At 57.1% G+C, this 18,718-nt stretch carries 16 protein-coding genes; 7 read left to right on the forward strand and 9 right to left on the reverse strand.

Features of this window, described 5'->3' with window-relative positions:
* Positions 1–4: 4 nt before the first annotated feature.
* From argC to AC2FPW_RS03525, 4 genes are all read right to left on the reverse strand, one after another.
* Positions 5–1,033 carry an N-acetyl-gamma-glutamyl-phosphate reductase gene (argC, locus tag AC2FPW_RS03510; RefSeq protein WP_496812563.1) on the reverse strand — a complete coding sequence of 343 codons (1,029 nt, stop codon included), beginning with the start codon at positions 1,031–1,033 and terminating at the stop codon, positions 5–7.
* 94 nt (positions 1,034–1,127) lie between these two features.
* Entirely contained in the window at positions 1,128–1,937 is an 810-nt protein-coding gene (murI, locus tag AC2FPW_RS03515; protein WP_480505303.1) for a glutamate racemase, read from the reverse strand.
* A gap of 8 nt (positions 1,938–1,945) precedes the next feature.
* Entirely contained in the window at positions 1,946–2,824 is an 879-nt protein-coding gene (locus tag AC2FPW_RS03520; RefSeq protein ID WP_480909310.1) for a lysophospholipid acyltransferase family protein, read from the reverse strand.
* A 78-nt stretch (positions 2,825–2,902) separates the two neighbouring features.
* The gene (locus tag AC2FPW_RS03525) at positions 2,903–6,322 is read right to left on the reverse strand and encodes an indolepyruvate ferredoxin oxidoreductase family protein (RefSeq protein ID WP_496812564.1); all 3,420 of its coding nucleotides are present in this window, start codon (positions 6,320–6,322) and stop codon (positions 2,903–2,905) included.
* 169 nt (positions 6,323–6,491) lie between these two features.
* Between AC2FPW_RS03525 and AC2FPW_RS03530 the strand changes: the two genes are divergently transcribed.
* The 6 genes from AC2FPW_RS03530 to grxD all read left to right on the forward strand — a co-directional run bounded on the left by AC2FPW_RS03530 (position 6,492) and on the right by grxD (position 13,505).
* Positions 6,492–7,400: a LysR family transcriptional regulator gene (locus tag AC2FPW_RS03530; RefSeq protein WP_480481095.1), complete on the forward strand. Its 909-nt coding sequence runs from the start codon at positions 6,492–6,494 to the stop codon at positions 7,398–7,400.
* Between the two features lie 271 nt (positions 7,401–7,671).
* Positions 7,672–9,918, forward strand: coding sequence for a mechanosensitive ion channel family protein (locus AC2FPW_RS03535; protein ID WP_496812565.1), 2,247 nt, complete (start codon positions 7,672–7,674; stop codon positions 9,916–9,918).
* A gap of 180 nt (positions 9,919–10,098) precedes the next feature.
* The gene (purL, locus tag AC2FPW_RS03540) at positions 10,099–12,258 is read left to right on the forward strand and encodes a phosphoribosylformylglycinamidine synthase subunit PurL (protein ID WP_496812566.1); all 2,160 of its coding nucleotides are present in this window, start codon (positions 10,099–10,101) and stop codon (positions 12,256–12,258) included.
* Positions 12,259–12,393: 135 nt separating this feature from the next.
* Positions 12,394–12,630 carry a BolA/IbaG family iron-sulfur metabolism protein gene (locus tag AC2FPW_RS03545; RefSeq protein WP_267363417.1) on the forward strand — a complete coding sequence of 79 codons (237 nt, stop codon included), beginning with the start codon at positions 12,394–12,396 and terminating at the stop codon, positions 12,628–12,630.
* Between the two features lie 235 nt (positions 12,631–12,865).
* On the forward strand, positions 12,866–13,156 hold the full coding sequence (locus AC2FPW_RS03550; protein ID WP_480913039.1) for a hypothetical protein: 291 nt from the start codon (positions 12,866–12,868) through the stop codon (positions 13,154–13,156).
* The gene (gene grxD, locus AC2FPW_RS03555) at positions 13,143–13,505 is read left to right on the forward strand and encodes a Grx4 family monothiol glutaredoxin (RefSeq protein WP_480481103.1); all 363 of its coding nucleotides are present in this window, start codon (positions 13,143–13,145) and stop codon (positions 13,503–13,505) included. The genes AC2FPW_RS03550 and grxD overlap by 14 nt, the downstream gene beginning before the upstream one ends.
* A gap of 6 nt (positions 13,506–13,511) precedes the next feature.
* Here grxD and AC2FPW_RS03560 read toward each other — a convergent pair whose 3' ends face one another.
* From AC2FPW_RS03560 to AC2FPW_RS03570, 3 genes are read right to left on the reverse strand one after another with little or no spacing between them, the layout of a single operon-like run.
* On the reverse strand, positions 13,512–13,859 hold the full coding sequence (locus AC2FPW_RS03560; protein ID WP_496812567.1) for an MliC family protein: 348 nt from the start codon (positions 13,857–13,859) through the stop codon (positions 13,512–13,514).
* Entirely contained in the window at positions 13,856–14,251 is a 396-nt protein-coding gene (locus AC2FPW_RS03565) for a cell division protein ZapA (RefSeq protein ID WP_480537788.1), read from the reverse strand. The genes AC2FPW_RS03560 and AC2FPW_RS03565 overlap by 4 nt, the downstream gene beginning before the upstream one ends.
* Positions 14,251–14,994, reverse strand: coding sequence for a coiled-coil domain-containing protein (locus tag AC2FPW_RS03570; protein ID WP_267363423.1), 744 nt, complete (start codon positions 14,992–14,994; stop codon positions 14,251–14,253). The genes AC2FPW_RS03565 and AC2FPW_RS03570 overlap by 1 nt, the downstream gene beginning before the upstream one ends.
* Before the next feature lie 236 nt (positions 14,995–15,230).
* Between AC2FPW_RS03570 and tkt the strand changes: the two genes are divergently transcribed.
* Complete coding sequence (gene tkt, locus AC2FPW_RS03575) at positions 15,231–17,255, forward strand: transketolase (protein ID WP_496812568.1); 2,025 nt, start codon at positions 15,231–15,233, stop codon at positions 17,253–17,255.
* A 45-nt stretch (positions 17,256–17,300) separates the two neighbouring features.
* Here tkt and AC2FPW_RS03580 read toward each other — a convergent pair whose 3' ends face one another.
* The gene (locus tag AC2FPW_RS03580; protein WP_496812569.1) at positions 17,301–17,708 is read right to left on the reverse strand and encodes a hypothetical protein; all 408 of its coding nucleotides are present in this window, start codon (positions 17,706–17,708) and stop codon (positions 17,301–17,303) included.
* A 1-nt stretch (position 17,709) separates the two neighbouring features.
* Positions 17,710–18,669: a DUF808 domain-containing protein gene (locus AC2FPW_RS03585; RefSeq protein WP_496812570.1), complete on the reverse strand. Its 960-nt coding sequence runs from the start codon at positions 18,667–18,669 to the stop codon at positions 17,710–17,712.
* Between the last annotated feature and the right edge of the window lie 49 nt (positions 18,670–18,718).

An 18,718-nucleotide genomic window follows, 5' to 3' on the forward strand; every position in this document is an offset into this window, starting at 1 on the left:
ATCCTCACGGGAAAAGCGGGGCCATCATCAGGCCCAGAGTTTCATCTTCACCTAACATCAGGTTCGCGTTCTGCAAGGCTTGCCCACTGCTACCTTTTGTCAGGTTATCCAGCGCCGCAATCACAATTGCGCGCCGCTCAATCCGGTCGGCCACAACACCGATGTGACAGAAATTCGACCCCCGCACATGGTGGGTCGAAGGAGTCTCACCCATCGGCAACATCTGGATGAACGGCTCGTCCGCGTAGGCTTTGGCAAGCGTTTCGTAGATGCTGTGCGGGTCACCCTTCACATAGGTTGTGGCCAGAATACCCCTGTTTGCAGGGATAAGGTGGGGCGTGAACTGCACATGCACAGCCCGACCGGCAAGTTTCGAAAACTCCTGATCGAACTCGCCAAGATGCCTGTGTGTCCCACCGACGGAATAGGCATTGCTGCCTTCGCTCAGTTCAGCGTGCAGCAGGTTTTCCTTCAGTGACCGCCCTGCCCCTGATACGGCGCATTTCAGATCAAGAACGATATCGTCCAGATCAATGACCCCGGCAGATATCAGTGGCCGCAGAACATATTGCCCGGTCGCCGCATTGCACCCGGTACCTGCAACAAGCCGTGCCGCCTTGATGTCTTCGCGGTAGAACTCGGTGAGACCATAAATCGCCTCTTCCTGCTGTTTTAGCGCGATATGCGGATTGCCGTACCATTTTTCGTACTCGTCGGGGTCTGCCAGCCGGAAGTCTGCGGACAGGTCAATGATTTTCAGGTCTTTCGGCAAGTCCCGGATCACTTCCTGACTGGTTTTGTGCGGCAAGGCACAAAAACACAGGTCGACCTGCGCAAAGTCGATCTCGGAGATTTTGCACAAATCCGGCAGATCCATGTGGCGCAGATGCGGGAAAACCTGCGCCATTGGCATGCCAGCCTTACGTTCGGCAGCCAGCGCGACGATATCCATGCTCGGGTGCTCGGCGATCAGCCGCACCAGTTCAGCGCCGGTATAGCCCGAAGCGCCAAGAATTGCGATTTTATGGGTCATGTCAGACCTCTTTCACTTGGGTGTCACATGTTTCGACCGCCGATGCGACGGCCTTGAAATAAGGGAAGCAGAGCGGCTGCGTCCTTGACCTAAGTCAGGCAGCCTGGAACGTGATTTGTCGTCGGAGGAACTGCGTCGCCCGGTCGCTGACAACATTGGGTTTGCCTGTTGTCAGGAAACCACTTGGGCCGTCGCCCAACATGGTGGGGTGACGTTGCAGGTAATCTGCCAGACTGTCAGCAACAAGCGCACCCTGGCTGTAAACCTGCACATCTTCACCCAACGCCGCCTGAAATGCTTCGGCCATCAACGGGTAATGCGTGCAGCCCAGAATAGCGGCCTGAGGTTCCGGCATTTTGCGCTTGAGCGCATCCACATGGCTGCGCACCAAGGCTTCGGCCAGGATCATGTCGCCATCTTCTATGGCATCCACAACGCCGCCACAGGCCTGTGCCTCGACATCCACACCGATGGCCCGAAAGGCCAATTCACGCTGAAAAGCCCGACTGGATACCGTGGCAGGCGTTGCAAACAATGCCACATGTTTGACGGCCACTTCGCGCGGCGGAGAATTGTCACCCCATTGCCGTTCGGTCAGCGCTTCGATCAACGGGACAAAAACGCCAAGAACGCGTTTGCCGCTGGGCACGCCCTCTTCCTGCATGCGCCGCAACGCTGCGGCGCTGGCCGTGTTGCAGGCCAGAATCACCAGATTGCAGCCACGCGACCACAGATCCTGAACCGCCTTGCGGGTCAGTTGATAGATATCCTCGGCATCACGCACACCGTATGGCGCGTGTGCACTATCTGCAAAATACAGGAAATCAACGTCCGGCAGACGTTGCTGCGCGGCACTCAGGACGGTCAGACCGCCCAAACCGGAATCGAAGATACCTACTGCCATTAGATCCTTCAGGCGCGATGCCGTTCCTCAAACTCATAGCCGTAATCATAAGACTTCAACGGCGTTGGAGACAGCTCATACGTGGCTTTGCGCAGGAAATCCATCATCTTGCGCGTATCCTTGCTGAGCGGGTCCAGAATGTCACGGCGTATCGGCTCTCCGATCACGACTTTCACCGATGTATCAACGCGTTTCTTGAACTCTTTAATCAGCAGGCCCATGCGCAAAGTACTGTGCAGATGGCTGGCGATCTGAAACAGACGAGACGTGTGGCCATCAAAGAAAACCGGAACAACCGTGGCATTCGATTTGGCCACCATCCGCGCGGTAAACCCGCGCCAACCCGGATCCATGGGGTGGGAAAACGGCTTAACCCCGGTGCTGACCGTCCCGCCGGGAAAAATGCCGATCGCGCCGCCTTCGCCCAGATAGCTGAGCGCGGTTTTGCGGGTCTCAAGGTTCAGTTGCATCGCCTCTTTCGTTTCATCAAACGAAATTGGCAAAATGATGCGATTCAGGTCTTCGGCCTTGCGAAACACCCGATGGGCCAGAATGCGGAAATCACCCCGTGTCTCGGACAGGATATGTCCCATCATCAGGCCATCCAGAATTCCGTAGGGATGATTGGCAATCAGGATCAGAGGGCCGTCTTTCGGAATATTCGAAAGCGATCCCCCTACCACGTCCAGTGTCAGCCCATAGCGGTCAACCATTACGGCCCAAAAGTCGCGCCCATTGGCAACGTCTTTCTCGTACCCGTCCGCGCGTTTGATCAGGCGCATACGGCCCGTCGTGTTCTCCATCAGCTTGATGACCATCCGCCCGCCTTTGGTTTCAGCGGAATGCGCGTAGGAAATGTCGCGAACGGCATGACGACGAGAAGGCATATGGGTCTCCGGTTTGCTGCCTGCAAAATAAGTGCAAGTAACAATTTTGCCTAGCTATCGTGACACGCTTGTGACGTTTTATTCTGCCGCGGCCTGCAACCCTGCCCCTCCGCCGCGAATGACGGCCAGCAATTCCTCGCGCCGCTTGGCTGCTTTGGCCTCGTTCTCGCGCAATACGGGGCCAAACCCACGGATATCCAGCGGCAAACGGGCCAGGGCGGCAATCGCATCGCGTGTGGTCTGCGACACAAGCGGTAGAACTTCGCGCATGTCCTTTTCATACTGACGGATCAACGCACGCTCCATCCTGCGTTCCGACGAATAGCCAAATATATCCAGCGGCGTACCGCGCAGCGCCTTCAACCGGGTCAAAAGCTTCAATGGGCCAATGACCGACTCCCCGAAAGCACGTTTGCGCGGTCTGCCGTTGCTGCCCGATCCCCCCAAAAAGGGCGGGGCCAGATGGAATGTCATCTTGAAATCGCCATCGAACTCGGCGGCCGCTTTGTCACGGCTTGTCAGAAGAAGGCGCGCGACTTCGTATTCATCCTTGTAGGACAACAGCTTGTGATAACCTTTTGCCACCGCTTCGCGGATATCCGCATCCTCAACACTGTCGACCAGCTTGCGATACCGCTTGGCCAGCCGCACACTTTGGTAGTCGGTCAGGTGGCTTGCGCGGAATTCGATCTTCTGATCCAGCGATTTGGGCATCTCGGTTACGGTCGGGGACAGAATGGACTGTACCTCTGCCGGATGAAGAACCGCCCAACGCCCGATATCAAACGCACGCTTGTTCCGTTCAATCGTAGTTCCGTTCAATTCGATGGCATCAAAGATCGCCTGATGGCTGACGGGCAACAACCCGCGCTGCCACGCTGCGCCAAAAATCATCATGTTGGAATAGATCGAGTCGCCCATCACGGCGCGTGCCAACTCGGTCGCGTCAAACAGCGAGACATCTTCTTTCAGTCGTGCTTGAAGAGCCAGTTCCAATTGATCGGCGGGAATGCGGAACTCGGTATTGCGCGTAAAGTCGCCTGTAACCGTCTCATGGCTGTTCACAACGGCGCCTGTACGGCCAGTGCGGGTCAGGCCCAATGTTTTGGCTCCGGCGGATACCACCAGATCACCGCCGATCAGCGCATGGGCTTCGCCGGTTGCGACACGGATGGCGCTGATGTCTTCGGGTGCGTTGGCCAGACGGCAATGGATGTGGACCGCGCCGCCCTTCTGCGCCAAGCCCGCCATTTCCATCATGCCCGCGCCTTTGCCGTCAATCTGGGCAGCTTGCGCAAGGATCGCACCCAGCGTGACAACACCGGTTCCCCCGACACCCGTGATCACCACGTTATGCGTACCGCTGATTTTGGGCAGCACCGGCATCGGCAGGTCGGGCAAGTCGATTTCGGTTGTTGCCTCTTTGCGGATCTTCGCCCCCTCAAGCGTAACGAAGGACGGGCAAAAGCCGTTCAGGCAGGAATAATCCTTGTTGCAGCTTGACTGATCGATGGCGCGCTTGCGCCCGAGTTCTGTTTCTTTGGGAACGATCGACACACAGTTCGATTGCACCCCGCAATCGCCGCAGCCCTCGCAAACATCGGTATTGATGAAGACGCGCTTGTCCGGGTCCGGGAACGTGCCGCGTTTGCGGCGGCGGCGCTTCTCGGCCGCACAGGTCTGAACGTAGACAATGACCGAAACACCCTCGATCTCGCGGAACTTCTCCTGCACCTGCATCAGTTCCGCACGCTCGAACGTCTGAACACTCGACGGCAGAGCCTTGAAGTTCACGTCTTCCTTTTCGTCATAGACCAGAGCAACCTCACGGACACCCATGGCTTTGACTTCGGCAACGATCCGTTCTGCGGTCAGATCGCCTTCATTCTCCTGCCCGCCCGTCATGGCGACGGCATCGTTAAACAGGATCTTGAAGGTGATGTTCGTGCCCGCAGACAACGCCGCGCGGATCGCCTGAACGCCCGAGTGGTTATAGGTGCCATCGCCAAGGTTCTGGAACACGTGTTCGGTGGTCGAAAACGGGGCCTCACCGATCCAGTTCGCGCCTTCACCGCCCATCTGGGTAAAGCCCGTGGTGTTCCGGTCCATCCACTGGACCATGTAATGACAACCGATCCCTGCATAGGCACGGCTGCCATCCGGGACTTTGGTCGAACTGTTATGCGGGCAGCCCGAGCAGAAGTACGGAAGCCGCGTTGCGATTTCCTGTGCGTTGTCGGCCCGGCGCGCCTCGGACAAAGAGGCCAGCCCGGCCCGAATACCTTCGGTTTCACGCCCTTCTTCGATCAGGATCTCACCCAGCTTTTCAGCAATCATGATCGGGTCCAGCGCGCCACGGGTCGGGAACAGTTCATCGCGGTGCAACGTACCGGCACCGCCTTTGTACCAGCCATATACCCGGCGGCCGCGACGGTCGTCAAAGATAGCCTCTTTGACCTGAACCTCGATTAGTTTGCGCTTTTCCTCGACAATCACGATCAGGTCCAGCCCTTCGGCCCAGTCGTGGAACCCGACCATGTCCAGCGGGAAGGTCTGCCCCACCTTGTAGGTCGTGATCCCCAGCCGTTCGGCTTCGGATTCATTGATATTCAAAAGCGACAGCGCATGGGTCAGGTCCAGCCAGTTCTTGCCCGCCGCAACAAATCCGATCTTTGCACCCGGTTTGCCCCATATCCGCTTGTCCAGCTTGTTGGCATGCGAAAACGTCTCGGCTGCAAACCTTTTGTAATCGATGACGCGCGTTTCTTGCAGGTGCGGCGTGTCCCCAAGGCGGATATTCAAACCGCCTTCCGGCATATCGAAATCAGGTACGACGACCTGCATTCGGTCGGGGCGACCATCCACAACCGAGGTAACCTCGATTGTGTCCTTCATGGTCTTTAGCCCGACCCAAACCCCAGCAAAACGGCTGAGCGCAAAGCCGTAAACTCCGTAGTCGAGGATTTCCTGCACACCCGCCGGGCTGACGACAGGCATATACATATCTACCAGTGACCATTCGGACTGATGCAACACGGTCGAGCTTTCGCCGGTATGGTCATCACCCATCGCCATAAGCACACCGCCATGCTTGGCGGTTCCGGCCATATTCGCGTGGCGCATGACATCACCGGACCGGTCTACGCCCGGCCCCTTGCCGTACCAAAGCCCAAAAACCCCATCGAACTTGCCGTCGCCGCGCAAGCCGGCCTGTTGGCTGCCCCACAGCGCCGTTGCTGCCAGATCTTCGTTCAATCCGAACTGAAACGTGACATCGCTTTGGGACAACTGCCTTTGCGCCCGCATCATCTGCTGATCAACAGCGCCAAGTGGCGAGCCACGATATCCAGTCACCAGCCCCGCAGTGTTCAGTCCCGCCTGCCGGTCTCTGGCCTTTTGCATCAGCATCAACCGGACAAGTGCCTGTGTTCCGTTCAGAAGAACGGGGCTTTTCTCAAGATCGAACCGGTCGTTTAACGTAATCTGTGGCTGACTCATCAGACGTCTCCCCTCGCCAGATCAGTGTGCATGTACTCAGCGCATTTTAGGTCATAATTTCTGACCTGTATAGGTTTTATGCACTGAACCGTAACGATTTCGGCCTTTGATTGTAGAACTTGTTACCTGTTTCATATAGGCGTTCGAAAAGATAACGAAAGTTGCGGCGATGGATTGGGACAAGCTTAGAATATTTCACGCGGTGGCCGATGCAGGCAGCCTCACACATGCCGGGGACAAGCTCAATTTGTCTCAATCCGCCGTGAGCAGACAGATCCGTGCGCTGGAAGAGTCATTGGATGCCACCCTTTTTCACCGTCACGCCCGGGGGCTGATTCTCACCGAACAGGGTGAATTGTTGTTCGACGCCACATCCGCCATGTCAAAACGGCTGGACGCAGCTGCCGCACGCATTCGCGACAGTGAAGAAGAGGTCTTTGGCGTTCTTCGGGTCACGACGACCTTTGGGTTCGGCACACTGTGGCTCGCCCCGCGCCTACCCAAGCTTTATGAGCAATATCCTGATCTGAACATCGACCTGATGCTGGAAGAACGAGTTCTGGACCTTCCCATGCGAGAAGCGGATGTCGCCATTCGCATGAAGGAACCCAGCCAGGCAGATCTTGTGCGAAAACGCCTGATGACGGTTCAGATGGCGCTTTACGCGACGCACAACTACATCGAAGCCCATGGCGGAATGCTGAAATCTCTGGAGGATATCCAAAATCACCGGCTGATCTGTCAAACACCCGCGGCACCCCAGGTGGGCGCCAGCGCGGCTATGGTTCGCCACCTTATGACCTACAATCCCGCATCCCTGTTGACGGTAAACAACTACTTCGGCGTCCTTCAGGGAGTGTTGCACAATCTCGGGATTGGGGTTCTGCCAGATTACGTCACGCAGGATTTCCCGCATCTTGTGCCGGTTCTGTCGGATGTCGAAACCGCTGACGTGCCGGTCTATCTGGCTTATCCCGAAGAACTCCGACACTCCAAACGTGTCGGGGCGTTCCGCGATTTTGTGCAGGACGAGATCATCGCACAGCGCAAACAACTGAAAAAGATGGGAAAACTTTAGCTATGCACAAATAGCATAGCGGGCATGAGGACATTTCAGGGTTAAATTCCTTGAACGTTTATAAACTGACCCCTAAATGAGCACTCGAAGGCGGTGATGCTGAAACGCTCATCATCTTCATACCTCCCTGTTGGACTACGGCCGAGCTTATTGCTCGGCCTTTTTTTTGCTCTAGGCATTGCATCAAGTCAGCGAAAGCTCTGGGAAAAATACACGCATAGGCATATGATCCCAAAAAAAACGAGATAATTTCGTGTTCGAGGGAAAATCCATGTTCCACCCATTCCGCCTTATGTTGGCGATTGTCTGCACTTTATTTTTGGCGGTTCCGCTTTATGCGCAAGACACCGGCTCAACTTCTTCAGTGACCATTCCGGACGATCTAACACCTGACCAGGTCGATGGTCTGGTTGCCCGCATGTCAGATGACCAGGTGCGCGCCATTCTGTTAGAGCGCCTTGATGCAGTCGCCGAAAAGCAGGCTGCCGAGAAGGCGAACGTGGAAGACCCGCTGACCGAAATCAGTGAGATATGGGCCGAGATGGTCTCGTCCTGGACACATGTTCTGACCACGCTTCCCAATATTGTCACGGCACAGATAACTGCGTTTGGCAATTTCAGCGACACGTTTGGAACGTCCGGCGTCCTTACCCTGTTTGGGCTTATTCTTTCTGTGTTGATTGCGGGTTTCATAGCCGAGAAACTATTCATTTTCCTGACCCGTCGCTGGCATGAAGCGACCGAAGTTGGGGATGAGGCCGATCTCAGGGGCGCCATCAGTTACCTGTTCCGCAGGTTCTGTCGCGAAATTGCCGGGCTGATCGTGTTCTATGTTGTCATTCGCGCGATTGGTCGAGGGCTTTTGACACCCGAACAGATCACTTATGCCGCTCCGTTTGTTTTCTATCTGATCTGGATTCCGCGCCTGGGGGCTGCGGCCTCACGTTTTGTTCTGGCACCGGAGAAGCCCAAATATCGGTTGGTGAGTATTGACGACCATTGGGCAAAGTATCTGCATCGCAATCTGATCGGGCTGTTGATCCTGATCGGGTTCACACTGTTTGTTGTGCGATTCAACGCCCTAAATGGTATCACAGGGGACGACACACGCATCGCCTTCTGGCTGAATGCGGCAATCCATGTCTATATCGCCGTCATCGCTTGGACCGCGCGCGACGGGTTGTCTCAGATGATGCTGGGAACAGACCCGGACCGCACAAAATTCGATGAAGAAGTCGCGCATTATTACCCCTACTTCGCCATTGGCGTTTCGGTGACAATATGGCTGCTGGTCGAATTCCTGGTCGCACAACGCGATCCATCGACGCTCAGATTGCTTGGAGGTGGTGCGCATTTCACAACCATGTTCTGGTTGCTGATTGCCCCTGCCCTCGACACTTTGATCCGCGGGCTGGTGCGCCACTTGCAGCCACCAATGTCAGGAGAAGGCCCGCTGGCCGAACGCGCTCATCGCGCGGCCAAGCGCAGCTATATCCGGATTGGGCGGGTTATTGCGGGTTTGGTCGTGGTTTTCATGATCGCCCGCACGTGGCATCTTGACCTGCGCAATGTCGCCTCGGCCGGTGTCAGTGCCGAAGTTGGCGGCGCTGTCATTGAATTCCTTCTGATCATTGCGGTCGGCTACATCCTGAACGAGGTTGTTTCACTATGGATCAACCGCAGGCTGGCCAAGGAACAGACCGCAGCTGAAGCAGTCGACGAGGAAGCCGGCGGTGAAGGCGGCGGTGCCGGGGGCTCTCGTCTGGCGACGGTTCTGCCGCTGATGCGGATTACGGCCCAAGTCACAATTTCGGTAATCTTTGGCCTGCTGGCCTTGGGTGCGCTGGGTATCAACATCACACCGCTTCTGGCCGGTGCCGGTGTTCTGGGTCTGGCCATCGGCTTTGGTGCTCAGAAACTGGTGGCGGATATCGTCGGTGGTGTTTTCTTTCTGGTCGATGATGCCTTCCGCGTCGGCGAATATGTCGATGTGGGCGGAACCACCGGAACGGTCGAAAAAATCTCGATCCGTTCAATGCAACTGCGTCATCACAGGGGGCCTGTGCACACAATCCCTTATGGTGAAATCCAGAAGCTGACGAATTACAGCCGTGACTGGGTGATCATGAAGCTGAAGTTCACCGTGCCCTTCGATACCGATCCCAACAAGGTCAAGAAAATCTTCAAGAAGATCGGGGCCGAAATGATGGAGGACGAAACCCACAAAGAAGGCTTCCTGCAACCCTTCAAGTCTCAGGGTGTGTTCGACTTCGACGATGTGGGCATGATCATTCGCGGTAAATTCATGGCAAAGCCCGGCAAGCAGTTCACCTTGCGCAAGGAAATCTTCAACAAGGTCAAGGCCGAGTTCAAGGCCAACGGCATCGACTTTGCCCGCCGCGAGGTGCGCGTTGCAATTCCCGGACTGGAAGAGGTCGAGCATCTGACGCCCGAGCAGAAGACTGCTGTTGGCGCCGCAGCTGCTGCCGAGGTCAACAAAGACCAGGGATCGGCGTAACCTTCGGGGTTTACGTCTGCGATTTGCAACAGGACTGCTGTGCGGTTTTTCGGAACCGGCCGTGAAGCCGGTTCCGTTTTTCTTTGAAAGACGCGACCTGCGCCGACTTGACCCTTTCCACACGCGCGTGCTTGCCCTACAAGGCGCGCAATCTCGGCCCACTTGGACACAGGACAGAAGATGCAAGAGCCCGCCATCACACCCGATCTGATTGCCGCACATGGGCTCAAGCCCGAGGAATACGACATGATCCTCGAGATCATCGGGCGTGAACCGACCTTTACCGAGCTTGGCATTTTCTCGGCTATGTGGAACGAACATTGTTCTTACAAGTCGTCGAAGAAGTGGTTGCGCACTCTTCCGACCTCGGGACCTCAGGTCATTTGCGGACCGGGCGAGAATGCCGGTGTCGTGGATATCGGCGACGGTCAGGCCGTTGTTTTCAAGATGGAAAGTCACAATCACCCGTCTTACATCGAGCCCTATCAAGGCGCGGCAACGGGTGTCGGCGGCATCCTTCGGGACGTGTTCACCATGGGTGCGCGCCCGATCGCTTCGATGAACGCGCTGTCCTTCGGTGAACCCGGCCACCACAAAACCCGCCAGTTGGTTAACGGCGTGGTCGAAGGCATTGGCGGCTATGGCAACTGTTTCGGTGTGCCTTGCGTTGGGGGCGAGGTCCGCTTTCACCCGGCTTACAACGGCAACTGCCTTGTGAACGCCTTTGCCGCCGGTTTGGCCGACAGTGACAAGATTTTCTACTCTGCCGCGTCGGGCGTGGGCATGCCTGTGGTTTATCTGGGTGCCAAGACCGGACGCGACGGTGTCGGCGGCGCGACGATGGCCTCGGCCGAGTTTGACGACACCATCGAGGAAAAACGCCCTACTGTTCAGGTGGGTGATCCCTTCACCGAGAAACGCCTGATGGAAGCAACGCTTGAGCTGATGCAGACCGGTGCCGTGATCTCGATTCAAGACATGGGTGCTGCGGGCCTGACCTGTTCCGCCGTTGAGATGGGCGATAAGGGCGGTCTGGGCGTACGTCTGGATCTGGAAAGCGTCCCCCAGCGCGAAGAGAACATGACAGCTTATGAAATGATGCTGTCCGAATCTCAGGAACGCATGCTGATGGTTCTCAAACCCGAACTTGAGGCCGAGGCCCGCGCCGTGTTCGAAAAATGGGATCTCGATTTCGCAATCGTTGGCGAAACCATTGCCGAAGACCGCTTCCTGATCATGCACAACGGTGAGGTCAAGGCCGATCTCGTCCTGTCCAAACTGTCTTCGACCGCGCCCGAATATGATCGCCCTTGGGTGCCGACGCCCGAAGCCGAGGAACTGGCCGAAGTGCCTCAGATCGACCCGATTGACGGCCTGCGCGCCTTACTTTCGTCGCCCAACTACGCGGGCAAGCAGTGGGTTTATGAGCAATACGACACGATGGTGATGGCGGATACAAACCGGACACCGGGCCTGGGCGCGGGTATGGTGCGCGTCCACGGCACCGACAAGGTGCTGGCGTTTACCTCTGACGTGACTCCGCGCTACGTCCGCGCCAACCCGGTTGAAGGCGGCAAACAGGCGGTGGCCGAAGCCTACCGCAACCTGACGGCTGTTGGGGCGAAACCGTTGGCTACCACCGACAACCTGAACTTCGGCAACCCGGAAAAGCCCGAAATCATGGGCCAGTTTGTTGGCGCCATTCAGGGAATCGGCGCCGCAGTCGGCGCGCTGGATATGCCGATCGTGTCCGGCAACGTGTCGCTGTATAATGAAACCGACGGCCAGGCGATCCTGCCCACCCCCACAATCGGCGCTGTCGGGCTGCTGAACCACAGCGATGAAATCATCGGCAACGAGGTGCGCGAGGGTCACGTGGCTTTGGTGATCGGTGAAACCAAAGGCCATCTGGGTCAGTCAGCCCTTCTGGCCGAAGTCTTCAACCGAGAAGATGGCGACGCGCCACATGTGAATCTGGACGCTGAAAAACGCAACGGTGATTTCATTCGCGCCAATCGTGGAATGATCAAGGCCTGCACAGACCTGAGTGATGGCGGCCTTGCGCTGGCGGCCTTCGAACTTGCCGAGGCCGCCGGGGTTGGCGTGTGCCTGGATGATGCACCGACGGAAATCCTGTTCGGGGAAGATCAGGCGCGGTATCTGGTCGCGTGCAACTTTGATCAGGCCGAGGCGTTGATGATCGCGGCGGGTCAGGCAGGTGTGCCGCTGGTCTCGGTTGGCCGTTTCACCGGCGATACGATCAGGATCGGAAGCTCGGAGGCCTCGTTGGAAGACTTGACGGCCATTTTCCGCAACAGTTTTGCCGACGCCGTCGCCTGATCAGGCTGAATAAAACTTGCTCGAAACCTGCGCCCTGAATAAGCGCAGGTTTCGTCGTTTTGGCACATTCATGTGCCCTTGCGCGCCCGGTTCAGGCGCTCTACATCTTTGGAAAGACCTTCAGGAGTTACCTACATGCCGATGAGCGCCCATCAAATCGAACACCTGCTGCGAGAAGCTTTTCCTGATGCGGATATTCAGGTCGGCGGCAACGACGGTGTTCATATGTCCGCCATGGTGGTGGACGAAAGCTTTCGCGGCAAAAACCGGGTGCAGCAACAACGCGCGGTTTATGCCGCGCTGAAAGGCAAGATGGATGGCCCAGATGGTGAGCTGCACGCGCTGGCGCTGACGACGAAAGTACCTGAGTGAGTGCAACCGTCTGGATATACGGCATTTGTGGACTGATTGCCTTTGCCGGCAGCGCCTTTATTGTCAGATCGGCAATAAAAAATACGCGCTCCGACAAAATTCGGGGCGTGAAACCTGGTCACGGAGACCAATTGATAGACCACGGAACCGTGTTGGGAGGCGGCGGTGGTCATGTAACCGTGTCTCGGGTCACAAGAGACCCACAGGCCTACGCCAAAGCGATGGTTCCCAAAAAATGAGTTCATGGCAGGTTTGGATATCAGCAATCGCAGCTTTGATAGTTGCCGCCGCGCTGATCGAAGCCTATGTGAAGCGGAACAGAAAACGCAACCTCGCCGACATGCGTCCAGATCCGGGTGAACTCAGCAAAGTGGGCGGCCTTGAGAGATACGGGCTTGATCCGGTGAAAATGGCGCAGGCCGAACACCGGCGGCTTGAAACCGAAGGATGGGCACCCAGTTTGCCCAGTGATGGAACAATCCCCGCAGATGCGGATGAAAAGGAAAAACAAGATGACCGACGTTAAGACCCAGATCGACCAAACCGTCAAAGCCAACGATGTGGTGCTGTATATGAAAGGCACCAAGGAAATGCCGCAATGCGGGTTCTCCTCGCGCGTGGCTGGTGTGTTGAACTACATGGGCGTTGAATACACGGATGTGAACGTTCTGGCCGATGAAGAGGTGCGTCAGGGGATCAAGGATTATTCCGACTGGCCCACTGTGCCCCAGCTTTACGTCAAAGGTGAGTTTGTTGGCGGCTGCGATATCATCACCGAGATGACTCTGTCGGGCGAACTGGACGCGTTGTTCGACGAAAACAACGTCGGCTACAACAAGGAAGCAGCCGACAAAATTCGCGAAGCAAACGCGTAATCCAGCCTAACGGCTGGAACAACCCCGGTAGATCTCCTGCTCAACGGCGGCGCCTGCCGCCAAATAGCTTACGGACGCGTCCCACCCTTTCGAACGCAGGATGTAGGTTCCACCATCACCAATGGATTCGTAGCGGATACCAGACCCGCTTTGGACTTGACGCATCACAACCAGAGAATTGTCCACCAAGGTTGCCGCTGCACCTGTACTACCCGGCGCGTTGAAATAGGTGACAGGCAGCGGTATTCCGTTCTCGCAGGTGAAGGTGACAGACAGAATATCGATTTCGGCCAGTGCCGTTGTCGCGGGCGTAACCAGCGCCGCCGCACAGATGAATTTGCGCAGGAACCTCATCGTGCCTTTTTCTCCTCAACTACTGCGGCCAGCGCTTCGGCCCGTGCGGCCAGTTCGGCCAGCGTATCCGTAACGGATGGTGGAACCACAGCCACTTCAATGCGCTCAGGTTCGGGCGCCGGGGCGTTTCGCAGCGCCTGAAGCTCGGCTTCGGCTTCGGCCAGTTTCCCTTCGAGCGATTTGACCTTGTCCTCTGTCGCCGCAGTCTTGTCGGCCAGCATCAAACCGGCCATCAGCAACATGCGGGATTCCGGCATACGACCGATCTGATCGGACAGCACCTGCGCCTCGTCGTCCAACACTTTGGCGGCAGCGTGCAGAAAGGGCTCTTCCCCGTCCCGGCAGGATACGTCAAAACCGCGCCCGCCGATATGAATGGTCACTTCGGGCATTACTCTACCTCACCTTCAACAAGTTTCGCCTGCGACAGCAGAGGTTCCAACCTTGCAAGAACGGCCTGCGCTTCGGCGGCGTCTGACGCCTGTGCCGCGCGCGTTGCTTCCAATTCCGCGACGGTGGCCCGGTTCAGCAGCTCGGCATCTGCGACACCTTCGGCGGCGGCGGCGCGCAATTCGTCTATCGCAGTGCGCAACTGCTCGTTTGCCTTGCGCATCCGTTGCAGATCGTCGTCCAGCCGCGACATTGCAGCGCCGTGGCTGGTCCGTTCAGCGCGCAGCATCTCAAGCTCGGCGCTCAGGTCGTCGACGCGGACAGTGTCTGACAGTTCTTCCTTTAGCCGGCTGTTTTCCGCCTTCAGCGCCTCCAGCTCGGTGCTATTGTCCAGTGCGGCCTTGGCTTCGGCCAATTCAGCGCGCGCGGCTTCGACCGATGCGATTTTCGCACGGGCTTCTTCCAGCTCGGATCGCAGAGCGTCTGTTTCGGCTGTATCGGCCGGAGCGGCTCGCAACTCCTCAAGATCGGCACGCAACCCGTCCACTTCCTGTTCGTGCTGTTCCTTCAGGGTTCTCAGACGTTCCTGAAGCTGCGCGTTCGCAACTTTTTCATCTTCAAGCGCTGCCTGGAGGCCGTCATCTGGCCGGGCATCTACGGTCGCACCGCCCAATGCGTCGACGCCCGCTCCGATACGGTCCATCGCCGCAATAATGCGGTGCTGTAATTCCTCAAGTTGGCTCATGCCCCTGTCACCTCTTTATCAAGGTTCATTCTGTTGCGAAGCGATCCGAATCAAAATCGAATCCCGCCTGCCGCCAGTCTAACGGAATGCGACAGAAAATACCCACTGTTTGCTTTCAACCACTTGGGCCACGCACTTCAAGCAATCCAGGCGGATAAACCCCGGTTCTGCTTGCACTTTGAGTGCTGAGTGGTATTGAGCCCGCAATCTGCTTTTTATCCAAAGGAACAACGCCCGTGGACCTGACTGCGCTGCGCAATGCCAACCCCGAACACTGGGACAAAGCTGCGGCCATCCGCACATTGACCCTTGATGCCGTCGCCGCTGCAAACTCCGGACATTCCGGTATGCCCTTGGGCATGGCTGATGTCGCCACCGTCCTGTTCGAAAAGCATCTGAAGTTTGACGCCTCGGCCCCGAACTGGCCGGATCGCGACCGCTTCATCCTGTCCGCCGGCCATGGTTCGATGCTGGTCTATTCGCTGCTGTACCTTACGGGATATGCAGATGTGACGCTGGAGGAGATCAAGAATTTCCGCCAGTTGGGCGCAAAAACCGCAGGCCACCCCGAGAACTTCCTGGTCGCTGGCGTTGAGACCACGACCGGCCCGCTGGGTCAGGGTATCTCGAACGCCGTGGGCTTTGCGATAGCCGAAGAAATCCAGCGTGCACATTATGGCAAGAAGGTTGTTGACCACTATACCTATGTCATCGCGGGCGACGGATGCCTTATGGAAGGCGTAAGCCAGGAGGCAATCACGCTGGCCGGCCGTCACGAGCTGAGCAAGCTGATCGTCTTCTGGGATAACAACAACATCACCATCGACGGCACCGTCGACATCGCGGACCGCACCGATCAGGTTCGTCGCTTTGCGGCGTCGGGCTGGCATGTGATCGAAATCGACGGTCATGACCCCAAGGCCATCGACGCGGCCATCGTTCAGGCGAAGAAGTCGAACAAGCCGACCATGATCGCGTGTAAAACCCACATCGCTTTGGGCCACGCGGCTCAGGACACGTCAAAGGGGCACGGTGCGCTAACCGATCCGGATCAGCTTAAGGCTGCCAAGAAGGCCTATGGCTGGGCGCATGACGCGTTTGACGTGCCTGCCAATGTCAAATCCGCATGGGAAGCCATCGGTGCGCGTGGCGCTGCCGAGCGTGCGGAATGGGAAGCGCGTTTCGCACAACTGTCCGAGCGTAAGCAGGCTGAGTTCACCCGCGCCTATGCGTTCGAGGCCCCCAAGCGACTGGCTGGCGCCATTCGTGCCTTCAAAAAGCAGATGTCCGAAGACCAGCCAAAACTGGCCACCCGTTCGTCGTCGGAGAAGGTCCTGAACGTTGTGAACCCGATCATGACCGAAACCGTTGGCGGTTCGGCGGACCTGACCGGATCGAACAACACCAAATCGGCCGATATGGGTGTATTCCTTCCGGATAACCGCAAGGGTCGCTACATCCATTACGGTATCCGTGAACACGGCATGGCGGCCGCGATGAACGGCATGGCGCTGCATGGTGGTATCCGCCCCTATGGTGGCACGTTCATGGCCTTCACAGATTATGCCCGCCCGTCCATGCGTCTGGCCGCGCTGATGAAGATCCCCAGTGTCTTTGTGATGACCCATGACTCGATCGGTCTGGGCGAAGATGGCCCGACCCACCAGCCTGTCGAACATCTGGCGATCTCGCGTGCAACCCCCAACACTTTTGTGTTCCGCCCCGCTGACACCATTGAAACGGCCGAGGCATGGGAACTGGCGCTGACCTTCAAGGAAAGCCCCTCGGTCCTGTCGCTGACCCGTCAAGGTGTTCCAACTGTACGTACCGAGCACAAGACCAAGAACCTGACCGCACAAGGTGCTTACGTTCTGGCCGAAGCAGAAGGTAAGCGTCAGGCGATCCTGATTGCCACCGGTTCCGAAGTGTCGCTGGCCATGGAAGCCAAAGCGATGCTCGAAGCCGAGGGCATCGGCACCCGCGTCGTCTCGATGCCCTGCATGGAACTGTTCGCAGAGCAGGACGAAGCCTACCGCAAGCGCGTCCTTCCGGCAGGTCCGGTCCGCGTTGGTATCGAGGCTGCGGTTCGTGCTGGTGGTTGGGATCGTTGGTTGCTGGGTGAACGTGGCCGCGAAGCCAAAGCCGGGTTCATCGGCATGTCCAGCTTTGGTGCTTCGGCCCCTGCCGGTGAACTGTACAAGCATTTCGGCATCACCGCCGAAGCAACCGTGGCCAAGGTCAAGGAATTGTTGGGGCTGTAAATCAGTCCCATCTGATCGAGCAAAGGGCGGCCTTGGCCGCCCTTTTCATTTGGGTTCAGCCTTTACCCGAAGCGCAAGTTCTTCATAGGCTTTTAGAGCGTAATCCAATCGCAACTCATACCGTCCTCGCACCACCACTTTCTCAGGTACTTGCAGGCCGAGGCAAGACAACGCCTGGCGAAGATGTGTTCCAGACAGCGGAACATAAGCAGCCGATTGACCCACTAAAGCGTTGAAAAAGCGTCCCCCGAACCAACGGCTACGCTCCTGCGCCCTGAAAGCGGTATCAACACGAAAATGCAAGAAACTGTACAGCTCGGATTCATCGAATGGGACCTCGTCGGCAGCAACACTCAAAGCAGAAATAATTGAGGATCTGCCGTTTGATCCGCGGGTGCCCACTTTTCGATTAAGCGGGCCATCGATGGTCGTGCCCAGACGGTAACGGGTCAATTCAGTGTTTCGCATTCTTACTTAACAGTGGTGCTATGATCCGGGTTGCAACAGGGATCAAAACCAATCCCCAAGCCAAACCAAATACGCCATCCATCGTGGCCTTGGATACCCACTCAACCGCGCCAACCCATTGATCAGACACAGTATGCCCAATGGCATAGGCCCAATCATGGATATGATGGCCCAACCATCCAAAGCCCAACACCTCCATCCCGTGGATGACGATCGAGCCCCCCACCCACAGCATCGCCGCAGTTCCGACGACCGACAGTGTTTTCATCACCGCGGGCATTGCCTTGACCAACCCTCGGCCCAGACCGCGACCGATAGGTGTCGGCGCGTTCTGCGCCAGATAAAGCCCAACATCATCCATCTTCACGATCAACGCCACCGAGCCATAAACCGCCACCGTCACGCCAATCCCCACAACGGCCAAAGTTGCGGCTTGCATCCAAAGGTTTGGCGCTTCGATCGCCGCCAGTGCAATGGTCATAATCTCGGCTGAGAGGATAAAATCAGTTTTGATCGCGCCCTTGACCTTCTGCTCTTCCAGATGGCCCGGATCCCGGTTTTTCATGTCTTCCTCTATGACGTGACTTCCATGAGGAAACAGAACGTGAAAAATCTTTTCGGCGCCTTCAAAACACAAATATGATCCACCCAGCATCAACAGTGGGGTGATCAGCCACGGGGCGAAATTGGCCAGCAGCAAGGCTACCGGTAACAGGAGTATGATTTTGTTGAACACCGAACCGCGCGCGATACGCCAGATGATCGACAATTCGCGCGCCGGGGCAAAGCCCTGAACGTATTTCGGTGTCACTGCGGCGTCGTCAATGATCACTCCCGCAGTCTTGGCCCCTGCCTTGCCCGCCGCGGCCACGACATCGTCCACCGATGTCGCCGCAACCTTGGCGATCCCGGCCACATCGTCCAACAAGGCCAAAAGACCACTCATTGCGTTTCCTTTCCCAATCACTGCCGCATCTGGACCCTACCTGATCCAA

Source organism: Ruegeria sp. SATB027 (assembly GCF_059613825.1).